Origin of the sequence: Saccharothrix carnea, assembly GCF_003014735.1 — a bacterium.
Classification (GTDB): domain Bacteria; phylum Actinomycetota; class Actinomycetes; order Mycobacteriales; family Pseudonocardiaceae; genus Actinosynnema; species Actinosynnema carneum.
Map to the genome: position 1 here is coordinate 791,079 of NZ_PYAX01000002.1, position 12,511 is coordinate 803,589.

General features: G+C 71.3%; 12 protein-coding genes. 7 read left to right on the forward strand and 5 right to left on the reverse strand.

What is annotated here, in order from left to right:
• The first annotated feature begins 21 nt into the window (after positions 1–21).
• From B0I31_RS07805 to B0I31_RS07815, 3 genes are all read left to right on the forward strand, one after another.
• On the forward strand, positions 22–408 hold the full coding sequence (locus tag B0I31_RS07805) for an ATP-binding protein (protein WP_342751461.1): 387 nt from the start codon (positions 22–24) through the stop codon (positions 406–408).
• 361 nt (positions 409–769) lie between these two features.
• Positions 770–955, forward strand: coding sequence for a hypothetical protein (locus tag B0I31_RS41165; protein WP_106614594.1), 186 nt, complete (start codon positions 770–772; stop codon positions 953–955).
• Positions 955–3,054 (forward strand): putative bifunctional diguanylate cyclase/phosphodiesterase, encoded by a 2,100-nt coding sequence (locus B0I31_RS07815; protein ID WP_181320043.1) that lies wholly within the window; start codon positions 955–957, stop codon positions 3,052–3,054. The genes B0I31_RS41165 and B0I31_RS07815 overlap by 1 nt, the downstream gene beginning before the upstream one ends.
• On the opposite strand, the gene B0I31_RS07820 is transcribed toward B0I31_RS07815, so the two are convergent.
• Positions 3,044–5,137 carry a glycosyl hydrolase gene (locus B0I31_RS07820; protein ID WP_181320044.1) on the reverse strand — a complete coding sequence of 698 codons (2,094 nt, stop codon included), beginning with the start codon at positions 5,135–5,137 and terminating at the stop codon, positions 3,044–3,046. The two genes, B0I31_RS07815 and B0I31_RS07820, sit on opposite strands and share 11 nt — an antisense overlap.
• Before the next feature lie 322 nt (positions 5,138–5,459).
• Positions 5,460–6,368 carry an SDR family NAD(P)-dependent oxidoreductase gene (locus B0I31_RS07825; RefSeq protein WP_106614597.1) on the reverse strand — a complete coding sequence of 303 codons (909 nt, stop codon included), beginning with the start codon at positions 6,366–6,368 and terminating at the stop codon, positions 5,460–5,462.
• 97 nt (positions 6,369–6,465) lie between these two features.
• On the opposite strand from B0I31_RS07825, the gene B0I31_RS07830 reads away from it, so the two are divergent.
• The 4 genes from B0I31_RS07830 (at position 6,466) to B0I31_RS07845 (ending at position 9,929) form a co-directional block, all read left to right on the forward strand.
• Positions 6,466–7,068, forward strand: a complete 603-nt coding sequence (locus B0I31_RS07830) for a TetR/AcrR family transcriptional regulator (protein ID WP_106614598.1) — start codon at positions 6,466–6,468, stop codon at positions 7,066–7,068.
• A 247-nt stretch (positions 7,069–7,315) separates the two neighbouring features.
• Positions 7,316–7,630 (forward strand): hypothetical protein, encoded by a 315-nt coding sequence (locus B0I31_RS07835; RefSeq protein WP_146173778.1) that lies wholly within the window; start codon positions 7,316–7,318, stop codon positions 7,628–7,630.
• A 243-nt stretch (positions 7,631–7,873) separates the two neighbouring features.
• Positions 7,874–8,737 carry an ATP phosphoribosyltransferase gene (hisG, locus tag B0I31_RS07840; RefSeq protein WP_073887428.1) on the forward strand — a complete coding sequence of 288 codons (864 nt, stop codon included), beginning with the start codon at positions 7,874–7,876 and terminating at the stop codon, positions 8,735–8,737.
• A gap of 433 nt (positions 8,738–9,170) precedes the next feature.
• The gene (locus B0I31_RS07845) at positions 9,171–9,929 is read left to right on the forward strand and encodes an AfsR/SARP family transcriptional regulator (protein WP_245949741.1); all 759 of its coding nucleotides are present in this window, start codon (positions 9,171–9,173) and stop codon (positions 9,927–9,929) included.
• A gap of 84 nt (positions 9,930–10,013) precedes the next feature.
• On the opposite strand, the gene B0I31_RS07850 is transcribed toward B0I31_RS07845, so the two are convergent.
• The 3 genes from B0I31_RS07850 to B0I31_RS07860 form a co-directional block, all read right to left on the reverse strand.
• A complete protein-coding gene (locus B0I31_RS07850) occupies positions 10,014–10,586 on the reverse strand; it encodes an NADPH-dependent FMN reductase (RefSeq protein ID WP_106614601.1) in 573 nt (190 codons plus the stop codon).
• A gap of 85 nt (positions 10,587–10,671) precedes the next feature.
• Positions 10,672–11,805 carry a glycosyltransferase gene (locus tag B0I31_RS07855; protein WP_106614602.1) on the reverse strand — a complete coding sequence of 378 codons (1,134 nt, stop codon included), beginning with the start codon at positions 11,803–11,805 and terminating at the stop codon, positions 10,672–10,674.
• Positions 11,806–11,844: 39 nt separating this feature from the next.
• Positions 11,845–12,486, reverse strand: a complete 642-nt coding sequence (locus tag B0I31_RS07860; protein WP_106614744.1) for a TetR/AcrR family transcriptional regulator — start codon at positions 12,484–12,486, stop codon at positions 11,845–11,847.
• Between the last annotated feature and the right edge of the window lie 25 nt (positions 12,487–12,511).

Genomic DNA, 12,511 nt, shown 5'->3' on the forward strand with positions numbered 1-12,511 from the left:
CCGAAGGAGCGTGCCGTGAACATGGTGGACCTGCCTGACGACGGGCTCGACCTGGCGCTGGGCGATGTCCGAACACCCGACGGCGTCGCCGGGTGGGTGCGGCAGGTCGCCTACGAGATGGACGAACGACGCGTGGCCGACCTGGCGCTGATCGCGGCCGAGCTGGTGGGCAACGCGCGTCGGCACGCCGAAGGGCCGTGGCGGGTGCGGTTGCTGAGGGTGGACGAGCGGCACGTCGTGCGGGTCGAGGTGGAGGACCGCAGCCCGAGCCTGCTGCCCGTGCTGGGCAGACCGGACGACCCGGCCGCGGGCAACGGGCTGCTGCTGGTCAACCGGCTGTCCGTGCGCTGGGGGTTCGACCACTACGAGGACCGCAAGGCGGTGTGGGCGGAGGTGCCGGTCCGGTGACGTGGCGGTGGTGCACGTCCCTCGGCGCCCAGGAGACCGCCGAGCGGTAGTCCCGCGCGTTCACCATCACCCGGTCCACCACCAGGACTTGTCCATTCCGCCGGGAACTCGCCAGTCCGGCGGCCGGCGCGGTCATGGTCTCCGGTACCGGTGAGCGGACGGCGGTGGAACGCGGGCTGGATCATCCACCGTTGTCCGCGGTGGAAATCGCCATCGGTGCTGATCGGTGGTGAGCACTTGGTGCGCCGTCATCACGCATTCGAGTCAAGTTGTCACACCTGCTGGTGCGGGCGACACCCGAGGGGTTGGATGTCCTGATCCGAGCGGCCCTCACCGATTCCCGAAAGCCCCGGAGCGCGCCATGAGCGACCTGGACTGGGTACCCGACGCCATCGACACCACCGTGCCGAGCGTGGCCAGGACCTGCGACTACCTGCTCGGTGGCGCGGGCGACGTCGCGGACCGGGCCGAGGAGGACACCCGGGTCTGGGCGGGCGTGGGGCGCGAGCACGATCACCTGACCGGTCGTGAGCACGGGAGCCGATGATGACCGCTCCACTGCCTCGGGACGCGGACGGGCTGCGAGCCCGCGCGAAGCTGGCCCGGAAGTGGGCCTACCTGCTCAGCTCCCGCACGTTCGTCCCGCTCACCAACGCCGAGCTGGAGCGGCAGCTGCTCGGGCTGGTCGAACGGCTGTGCGCGGGCGTGGCGACCGAGTCGCTCGGCCGGCGCGCGGGACGCGAGGTCGGTGACGCACTGGTCGACCTCAACTGCACCACGGCCGACGCGCTCCAGGTCTCGGTGGAGGTCGTGAGCAAGGGCCTGCTCGGCATGCCCGCCCTGGCACCGCCGGACAAGGTGCGGGAACGCGTGGTCGACGTGATCGCCTCGCTGGCCGCCCGCTACGTCGACCGGATCCGCGCGTCGGTCCTGGCCCAGCAGGAGCAGCTCGGCCGCTCGCTGTACAAGGCGATGCGCGAGGCCCAGGTCGAGCTCCAGTACAGCGAGAGCCGGTTCGAGCTGCTGGAGCACCACCTGTCCACCGGCATCGCGACCGCCGACCCGGACGGCAGGCTGGTCCGGGCCAACGGCGCGCTGGCCAGGATCGTGGACCGCACGCCCGCCGAGCTGGCCGGGATGTCGCTGTTCGACCTGGTGCACCCGGACGAGCGGGCCGCGTTGCGGGCCGACTTCGCCGAGTCGGCGGACGGCGGCACGGCGTCGACCACCCAGCCGCGCCAACTGCTGCGCGGTGACGGTGAGCCGGCCTGGGTGGTGCTCACGCTGTCGCCGCGGCGCCGGCTCGAAGGAGCCGCCCGGGTGATCGTGCTCGCCGAGGACGCGACCGACGTGAACCTGCTGCAGGGCCAGCTCAACCACCAGGCGCTGCACGACGTGCTGACCAGGCTGCCCAACCGCCAGTACTTCACCAGCAGGCTGGAACAGGCGCTGCGCACGGCCGACCCGGGCACCGGCGTGAGCGTGTTCCACCTGGACCTCGACGGCTTCTCCCGGATCACCGGCGGACTCGGCCGCGAGGTCGGCGACCACGTGCTCAAGATCGTCGCCGGACGGCTGGCGGCGGTGGTGGCCGAGGAGAACGCGATGGTGGCCCGGTTCGGGCACGACGAGTTCGCGATCCTGGTGGAGAACACGCGCACCACTCCCGACGTGGTGACGATGGTCCGGCGGATCAACGACCTGCTGTCCGCGCCGTTCCACGCCGGCGGCGAGCGGGTGGCGGTGTCGGCGACGATCGGCGTGGTGCACCGGCCGCCGCGCGACTCGGCGCCCGCGGAGCTGCTCGACTCGGCGGACCTGGCGTTGCGGCGTGCCAAGGGCCACGGGCGCAGGCAGTGGGAGCTGGCCGACCGCGCGCAGGACGGCCGGGACCGGCGCACGTTCAGCCTGGCCGCCACGATGCCCGGCGCGTGGGAGAACGGCGAGCTGCGGGTGCTGTACCGGCCGGTGGTGCGGCTGGCGGACGGCACGGTGGAGTCCGCCGAGGCGGTGCTGCGGTGGGATCACCCGACGTTGGGCGCGCTGCCGCACGAGCAGTGCCTGGCGCTGGCCGAGGACACCGGGCTGATCGTGCCGCTGGGCACGTGGGCGCTGCGGGTGGCGTGCGAGCAGGCCGGGTCGTGGCGGCGGGAGTCGGACCGCGCCCTGCCGGTGCGGTGGGCGTTGACGGCCGGCCAGGCCGCCGACCCGGACCTGCACGGCGTGGTGCGCGAGGCGTTGTCCGACAGCGGGGTGCCCGCGTCGTCGCTGCGGTTGGGCACGCCGGTGCGGGCGTTGTGCGGCGAGCGCGGCGAGGCCGCCGACAACCTCGGCTACCTGGCCGAGGACGGGGTCGGGATCGAGGTGGAAAACTTCACCGCCGCGCCGGACGACCTGGTGCGCCTGCTCGACGGCGTGCCGGTGCGGGCGGTGCGGGTGGTCCAGTCGCCCGCGGCGCGGCCGGGTTCGGCGGTGGCGCGGGCGTTGGCCGGTGTGCTGGAGGTGGTGCGTGACGCCGGCGTCGGCTTGACCGCCGCCGGCGTCACGACCCCGGAACAAGCCCGGTGGTGGCGGGAAGTGGGTGCGGACACCGCGTCCGGTCCCCTCTACGCTCCCGCCGGTCCACCGGACGTGATCACCCGATAGCGCAAGTCAACGCAGGCGCTGTCGGGGAGCCGCTGGCGAGGTAGCCGAAGGTGGTGCTCTCCCCCGGCTTGACGGCCGCGTTCCACGCGACGTTCTTCGCCGTCGCGGTGGTGCCGTCGGTGGTGATGGTCGCGCCCCAGGCGTGCCGGACGTGCCCGTTGGTGAACGGCCACGTCACCTGCCAGCCCGCGGACGGCGAGTTCTCCTGGTGCCGCAGGGTGATCTCGACGTGGTACCCGGTGCCCCACTGCGCCACCACGCGCAGGGTCGCGGTGCAGTCGCCCGGGGTCTTCTTGAAGTCGGGCAGTTCGTCGAGCGTGACGACGTCGGCGTGGTCGTAGACGCGGTGGACGAAGTCGCGCGGGTTGACCACGCCGTCCTGGATGAACGAGCCGGACCAGGTGACGAACCAGGACCAGCGGGCCTCGTAGGCGCGGACCAGGTCGGGGTCCGGGATGGAGCCGACCTCGCCGAGCGCGACCAGCTTCCGGTCGCCGCCCAGCTCGACCAGGCGCTCGTAGGGGCCGATCACCGGGCCGTGGTCGCCCTGGGGCGGGTAGGAGTCCATGCTGACGACGTCGACCACGTCGTCGCCGGGGTACCAGTCGGGTGAGATCGAGTTCCACACCCAGATCAGGTTGTGCAGCTCGTGGTGGTCGACCAGGCGGTCGTGCAGGAGGCGGTAGAGCTGCTTGGCGGGCTCCGCGCCCTTGGCGCCCCACCAGAACCAGCCGCCCTCGGCCTCGTGCAGCGGTCGCCAGAGCACCGGGACCTTGGCGTCGGCGAGCCGCTTGAGCTGGACCGCGATGGCGTCCATGTCGCGGATCAGCAGCTTGTAGTCGGTCGAGGTCGGGTCGGCCAGCGCGGCGGCCAGGTCGAAGGTGGTGGCGTCGGTGTAGAAGCCGCGCCACCACTCCTTGCCCGGCTGGTCGATCAGGCCGGACGGCGCGTTCCAGTGCCAGGCCAGGGTGACGATGCCGCCGCGGGTGTCGTAGGCCAGGGCGTGGTCGACGTCCCGGCCGACGGTGCCGCGTTCGACCCGGCTGGGCGAGTAGTCCATGAGGTCGTAGCCGCCGATGGCGGGTGCCTTGCCGATGTTCCGCTCGACCCAGTCGATGCTCGCCTGGTCCTGCTGGCCGGAGAGGATCGTGTGGCCGTAGTTCTCGGCCAGGTAGCGCATGAGGCCCTTGGCCTCGGCGGTGGCGGCCGGGTCGGTGAGCGCGCCGGTGACCTGGTGCGGGCCGCGCGGCGCGCTGGGTGTCACCTTGATGGCGTCGATCAGGTACCAGCCCCAGTTGTTGGTGATGGTGACCGTGTTGTCGCCTGGGCGGAGGAGGACCTTGCCCGCGGGGATGGTGGTGAAGGTCGGGTGCTCGGGGAACGAGACGTCGCCCAGTCCGCTGCCGTTGAGCGCGAGTGACGCGGTCTTCGCGCCGTACGGGGTGGCGTAGAAGATGGCGAGGTCGTGCAGGCCGCCGGGGCTGTTCGGGATGGTGATCGTGACGCTGTCGGCGGCCTGGTCGAACCCGCCGACGTAGCCGCGGCCGGAGAAGCCGGCGACGCTGGACTCGACCACGGTGCCGTCGAGCACGCCGTCCTCGGCTTCGTGCACGCCGGGCGCGGGAGGCGCGCTGGGTGCCACCTTGATCGCGTCGATCAGGTACCAGCCCCAGGCGGTGGTGAAGGTGAGCGTGTTGTCGCCCTCGGCCAGGACGAGCTTCGCGCCGGTGGCCTCGGTGAAGGTGGCGCTCTCGGCCAGGGCGACCTCGCCGATGGGGGTGCCGTTGAGGGCGACGGCGGTCTGCTTGGGGCCGTACGGGGTGGCGTAGCGGACGGTGAGGTCGTGCAGGCCGCCGGGGCTGTCCGGGATGGTGATCGTGACGCTGTCGGCGGCCTCGTCGAAGCCGGTGACGTAGCCGGTGCCGGAGAAGCCCTCGACGGTCGCCTCGACCGCGGTGCCGGACAGCACGCCGCCCTCGGCCTCGATCCACTCCGCCGAGGACGAGGCGGTCGGCGGGGCGGAGGCGGCGGCCGGTGGCGCGAGCGCCAGGGCTATCAGCGAGACGAGCAGCAACAACCTCACGTCGTTTTGTCCCTTCACCGTCGTTGGCCCGGGCACCAGCCTCGTCCCAGTGCGTTCTGGGAGCGCTCCCAGAAGCATAGGCCGCGCGACACGTACAACAAAGGAGTTGTTCGTCGATGCATCCACGAGTTCCCCGACTGGCCGCCCTGGGGCCGGCCGTCGCCGGGTTGGTGGCCGGGCCGGCGGTCGCCGTCAGCCCGCCTCGTTCGGGTTCAGCGCGTCCGGTGGGACGAACAGCGGGTTCACCGCGGAGGCGACCATCACCGACACCGGCTCCGGGCAGGTGTCGAACTGGCGCGCCACCTGGAACGCGCCGGCGGGTTCACGCTGAACGGCGTGGCGTGCGGGTAGTGCCGTCCGCGGTGAGTCCGCACAGCTCGTCGGCGACGGCCCACAGCTCCTCCTCGCGCCGCTCGTCATAGGACTCGGACGACGAAGGGATCACCTCGCCCCGGCTGATGTAGGAACCGCTCTCGCCGGGGCGGGGTCCCGTCATCGTCTCCGCCAGCAGTCGGCCCGCCCGGTCCGCCGTGGTCGCGATCGGCAGGGTGACCAGGGCCTTGCCGATCGTGCGGAACGCGGCCCGCCCGAACCGGCCCGCGTCGCGCGACAGCTCCGTGTCCGGCACCAGGCCGGGGTTGTAGGAGTAGACGTCCACGCCCTCGGGCAGCCGGCGGCGGAGCGCGTGGACGAGGTAGACCACGCCGAGCTTGCTGGTCGCGTACGCCCGCCTGCCCTCCCGGCCGCCGCCCTCGCGTGGCCTGGCCAGCTCGCGCGGGTCGGTCCAGCGGGGCGGCGGGATCAGGCCCATGCTGTTGTGCGCGCTGTCGTGCACGTCGCTGCCGACGATGATGACGCGCGCCGGGTTGGTGAAGCGCGGGCGGAGCAGGTTCAGCAGCAGGTGGTAGGCGAGGACGTTCACGCCGAAGGTCATCTCGACGCCATCGGCGGTGTGCTTGTCCGTGGTGGCCATCTGCAGGCCCGCGTTGCCCAGGAACCCGTCGAGCGGCCGGTCGACCTCGGCCGCGGCACGGCGGATGTCGGCGAACGACGCCAGGTCGCAGAGCACTTCCGAGACGTTGTCGTTGCCGGTGCTCGCGGCCAGTTCGGCGGCCAGGCCGGGCCTGCGGTTGAACACGAGCAGGTGCTGGTCCGGGTGGTGGCGCAGGAGGTGCTCGGCGGCCTCGCGGCCGAGGCCCCGGCTGGCGCCGGTCATCGAAGTCGTGCCCATGGTGGCTCCTGGTCCGTTGTGCCGGTCGTTCGGTACGTGGTGCTAACTGGTACTCAGTACCGTACCGGACTTCGTACCGGGCCGCTATGCTGAGGCCATGCCGACGTCGGAACCGCTGCCGCTGCGCGAGCGCAAGCAGCAGCGTGCGCGGGAACAGATCGTGACGGCGGCGTTCGAGCTGTTCGCCGAGCGCGGGTTCGCCGCGGTAACGGTCACCGACATCGCCGAGCGGGCCGAGGTGGGCCGGACGACGTTCTTCCGCTACTTCGGCGACAAGCAGGAGGTCGTGTTCTCCGACGAGCAGGCGATCGTCGAGAAGGCGACCACGCGGTTCCGGGCGTCGCCGCCGGTCACGGACCTGGCGGGTGCGGTGGCGCAGCTGCGCGCGATCGCGGTGGAGCTGTGCCGCGAGCTCACGGTGGACGGCGAGCACTACCGCCGGCACGAGCAGTTGCTGCGCGAGAACCCCGAGCTGCGGGACCGTTCGGGGCGGAAGTTCGCCGGGCTCTGCGACGTCTTCCGCACCACCCTGCTCGACCGGGGAGCGTCCCCCGAGGTGGCCGTGCTCGCGCCCCAGTTGGCGCTGGCGTGTTACGCGGCCGGCAACGCGCTGGCGAACGGCGAGCCGGCCTTGCTGCCCGGCGCGGTGGACTCCGCGTTCGCCCGGCTGGACGACCTGGCCCACCGCGACCACGCCTGATCCCACTCCCGCTGGACGGCCGCTCGAGCCGCCCTGGATCATTCCTCGATCGCGTTTCCAGCGAGTTCGAAGCGCCCGGCAATTGATTGACGCAAATCCGCGCGGCCCAGTAGCGTCACTATTCCGAGGGGCACGGCCCATCACCATCGAGCCCCGATGTGCGATTCGAGCACGAAACTTCAGAAACGAGTCAATCCGTATGCGCAGACTAGCTTCTCTCGCGGCGGGCATTTTCGCCGTCGCGGCCATGCTGACGTTGACCCCGGCGGCCATGGCCGCCGATACGGCGACCCCTCATCAGGTGGCCGCCCCGCAAAGCCCCGCACCGGGCATCCTGGCGGAGGCTCCCTGTGGCGTGAGCAAACAGGCCACCCCGCCTCCCTTCGCCACCATTCGGTACTACTACCGGAACTGCTTCACCTACAACCAGAAGCTCACGGTGATCTTCCAGAACCGCGGTGAACTGTGGTGCCTCGGGCCGGGAACCCACTTCATCGGCGCCAACCCGATCGTCCAGAACATCTACACCCCCTACCCGGAGGGTGAGAACAACCGCTGCTGACCCGGACCGCTCCGGATCCGCCGCGACCAGGCGGAATCGGGTAGTCGACCCCACGCGGAACAGCCGCACCCGGCACTGGTCCGGGTGCGGCTGTTCCGCGTGCGGGAGGTGTCGTGGCCGGCGACACACGGTCCGCCCCTTGCGCGCGACGCGAGCCCGTCACCGGCGATCACGCAAATCATGGCCACTGCCTGGGCATACCCGGAACGGGAAGGGGTCGCCCGGTGTGGGAGACTCCGCCCCATGGCTCCTCTTCGCTTCGCCCTGCCCAACAAGGGCTCGTTGAGTGCTCCCGCGGCCCAAATGCTGGCCGAAGCGGGCTACCGGGTGAACAGGTCCGGCCGTGAGCTGATCGTGGCGGACCCGGCAAATGATGTGCAGTTCTTTTTCCTGCGTCCCCGCGACATCGCGGTGTACGTGGGCGAGGGGTCGTTGGACGTCGGCATCACCGGTCGTGATCTGCTGCTCGATTCCACCGTGTCGGCGAAGGAAATCCTGCCGCTCGGCTTCGGCCGGGCGTCGTTCTACTTCGCGTCCAAGCCGGGCGGCATCCACGACGCCGCGGGCCTGGAGGGCAGGCGGATCGCGACCAGCTACCCGAACCTGGTCGAGCACCACCTGTCCGACCTGGGCATCAAGGCGCACCTCGTGCGGCTCGACGGCGCGGTGGAGACCGCCGTGGAGCTGGGTGTGGCCGACGCGATCGCCGACGTGGTGGAAACCGGCATCACGCTGAAGACCTCGGGCCTGGAGACGTTCGGCTCGCCGATCCTCAAGTCCGAGGCCGTGCTGATCCAGGGCGACACCGTCGCCGACGCGCCGGACGCGGTGCGCGCGGTCGAGATCCTGCACCGCAGGTTGCAGGGCGTGCTGATCGCCCGCCGCTACGTGATCCTCGACTTCGACTGCCCGGTCGAGGCGCAGGAGGAGGCCTTCAAGCTCGTGCCCGGCATCGAGTCGCCGACCGTCTCGCCGCTGGCCCGTGAGGGCTGGGTGGCGGTCCGCTCGCTCGTGCCGCGCGACGACGCGCCGTTCATCATGGACGAGCTGTGGCGCGTCGGCGCCCGCGCCATCCTGGTCAGCTCCCTGGACACCTGCCGCATCTAGTACCGCGATCCCGGACTCCCCGTTCGCCCCAGGCCGGCACCTGCGGCGGCGGGGAGTCCGGCATTTCGGCCTTGTACCGCCGTCAGGACAAACCAGCTCCCGACGCGATCCGTCACATTCACGACACGCAGGTGGTACTAGCACCCCTTACGTGGAATATCTCACTGTGCGTGTCCACCTTTGGCCCGAACGAGCGAGCCGCTACGCCCGAAATCGTGCTTCCTTGCCCGCCCTGTAGCGCCCTGATACTGTCGAACAATAATCAGACGTAGTTAGTGGGAAATAAACACGTCGAGCGGATGCTCTTTCCGGCCACTCGGGTATCACAGGGGGACGGCAAGTCATGAACACCCACCCGACAGCGCTCGAGCGGCACCGCGAGTTACCGGACGAAATAGCGGGTCACCCCGGGTCGGTCGCAGCCACTCCCCCGGTGCCGCCACTGATCACGTTCTCGACCCTCGGCACGCTCCAGATCCGGACCGGCCACCGCGATTGCGCGCCCAAGGCGCCCAAGGTGCTCCAAGTACTGGCCCTGCTGCTGGTGCGGGCCAACCGCACGGTGCGGACCGAGTCGCTGATCGAGGAACTCTGGGGCAGGAAGCCACCGCGCAGCGCGCTCACCACCATCCAGACCTACGTCTACCAGCTGCGCAGGCTGTTCGAGCGGGAGCGGATCGCCGCGGGCGGTGACGACGTGCTCGTCACCCGCGCGCCGGGCTACGCGCTGCGGGTCCAGCCGCGGCAACTCGACCTGCAGGTCTTCCAGGACCTGCGCGCCGAGGGACGCTCCCACTTCGGCCGGCGGGAGTACTCGCAGGCATCGGCCAGCCTGCGTGCCGCGCTGAAGCTGTGGACCGAGAACCCCCTGGCGAACGTCAAGCTGGGCACCCAGCTCTCCGCGCACGTGGTCGAGCTGCACGAGCAGCGGCGCACCACGCTCCAGCTGGCGATCGAGTCCGAGATGGAACTGGGCCTGCACCGCGAACTGGTCGGCGAGCTGTGGTCGCTGACCGCGGTCTACCCGCTCGACGAGTGGTTCCACCAGCAGCACATGCGCGTGCTGGACCGCAGCGGGCGGCGCAGCGACGCGCTGCGGGTGTACCGGCGCCTGCGCGGCACGCTGCACGACGAGCTGGGCATCGAGCCCGCGCCGGAGACGCAGGAGCTGCACCGACACCTGCTCCGGTAGCCCCGGACCGGACGGCGGCGCCCCTGCGCCCGCCCCGCGACGACGGCCGGGCACACCGCGGTGCGCCCGGCCGTCAGGGGGTCGTCAGAGCTGGTACGGACGCTTCGCCTTGGCCTCGGTCAGGCACAGCGCCCACCAGACGAGCTGGTCGAGCAGCGTCTTGGCCGCCGCCGCGTACTCGGCGGCCTCTTTCGGCTCGCCGTGGTCGTCGAAGCTGTCGCGGGCGCCGTGGAAGCTCACCGTGTCGCGGATCGGCACGGCGTGCACCTCGGCGAAGACCTGCCGCAGGTGCTCGACCGCGCGCAGGCCGCCGGCCCGGCCGCCGTAGGACACGAACGCGACCGGCTTGGCCACCCACTCGTCGTAGTGCCAGTCGATGGCGACCTTGATGGCGGCCGGGTAGCTGTGGTTGTACTCCGGCGTCACGACGACGAACGCCTCGGCCTCGGCGAGCCTCGACCGCACCGCCGCGCCCTCGGGGCCCGGTTCGGCGCCGAGCGGTTCGGGCAACCCGATCTCGGCGAGGTCGATGACGTCGACGATCACGTCCTCCCGCTGTTCCGCCTGACCGACGAACCACCGGGCCACGGTCGGCGCGAAGCGCCCCGTCCTGGTGCTGCCGATGATCACGGCCAAGCGGATGGGTTGACTCGACATGGGTGTCCTCTCGTTCGACGGCCGGACGACTCGACCATCCGTGACCGCGCCGGCACGAACCGTATTACCTCTAGTTGGCTGGAGATCAAGCTGACCGCGCGCCGGTGGCGGCGATGCTCTCCAGCCTGCTCACCACGGCCGGCGGACCCGGCAGCGCGGCGATCTCCGCGCGCAACCGGACAGCGGCGAGTCGGTAGGTCGGCCCGGTGAGCACTTCCGCGCACACGGCACGCACCCGGGTCGGCGTGTCCTCGTCGGCCGGGACCAGCTTGGCCGCGCCGTAGTCCGCCAAGGGCTGGTAGTAGGTCGCGAACTCCGGCGTGTGCGGGATGATCACCTGTGGCACGCCCGCGGCGGCGCACCCCAGCATCGTGCTGCCGCCGCCGTGGTGGATCGCCAGGTCGCAGGTCGGCGCCAGCACGTCGAACGGCATCCAGCCCGCCCTGGCCTTGGGCGGCAGCGGGCCGAGCTGCGCGGCGATGTGGTCGGGGGTGGCGATGAGCAGCTCGACGTCCAGGTCCGCCGCCGCGTGGATCATCGCGGTCAGGTCGTCGAGCGCGTGGTCCGCGCTGACCCTGCTGCCCGCCGAGATCCACACCCTCGGCAGGTCCTCTTTGGTGTACATCCAGGGTTCGACCGGCTTCGCCGGCGCGTAGGACACGTAGCGCATCGGTTCGCCGACCGCCGAACCCGGTGGTCGGACGCTCTCCGGGCACAGGACCAGGCCGCACGCCGGTGTGGGCAGGTGGGCGAAACCGAGCCTGCGCAACTCCTCGAACGTGGCGTCCTGGCGGTTGCGCGGTTCGGCCATGCCGAACTCCACGGTGGCGAGCGGGATGCCGAACTCCGCCGAGAGCAACGACGCGGCGACGGCCAGCGGGCCGCCGACGATCACGTCCGGGCGCCACCCGCGCACCAGCCCGACGAGGTCGTGGTAGGTGTCGGCGGCGATGCGCGCACCGAGTGCTCCGAGGACCGCGGCCCGTTCTTCCAGGTCCTCGGGCAGCGGAGCGAGCTTGCCGTCGCGCAGCACGCGGTAGTCCCTCGGTGCCTTCCGCGGCGCGGCGACGGCCGGTAAGCCGGCCTCCAGCAGCAGCGGTAACGCCTCTGCGTAGGCGGCGGCGAACACCTCGTGCCCCGCGCTTCGCACGGCTTGCGCCAACGGCACGATCGGCAGGATGGAACCGGCCCCGCCCTCGGAGACGAACAGGAACTTCATTGATCTCGATCCTTGGGTAGAGGTCGGCGGAGGCCGGCGTCACTCGGGACGGCGCATCAGGTCGCCCAGGCCGGACTCCAGCAACCCGAACGCGTGCTCGGCGCCGGCCACCGCGTCGGGGTAGATGTCGCCGGGGGCTTCGCCTGCCAGGACGCGGCGGGCGTTCTCGGTGACGAGGGTGTGCAGGACGCTGTGGATCTGGGCCGAGATCAGCGCCGCGGTGAGCTCCGGGCAGCCCTCTTCGACCAGTGCCTCGGTCAGCAGCTGCCGGCTCTGGTCCTGGTACTGCCTGTCCCGCTCGGCGATGGTGGGCGTGGCGTGGATCAGCCTGGTCAGCCGCAGCACGTCGGGCTCGTCGCTGAGGCCGCTCGTCGACCGCCGCTCGGCCAGCGCGGTCAGCAGGTACTCGCGCACGGCGTCGTGCGGCGTCTGCCCGGGCGCCCGCCCGCGGACCGCGGCCGCGGGTTCGTAGACGCGGTGCTTGCCCGCTTCCAGGACCAGGTCCGCCTTGAGCGAGAAGTAGTTGAACAGCGTCTTCTTGGACACCTCGGCGGTGGCCGCGATCTCGGCGCAGGAAACGTTGTCGAAGCCGTGCGCCTCGAACAGGTCGAGGGCGGCCCGCGCCAACTGCTGCCGGGTGGCGTCCTTCTTGCGCTCGCGCAGGCTCACGTGCTCGTCCACGACCGTCATGATACACCGAGGGTAT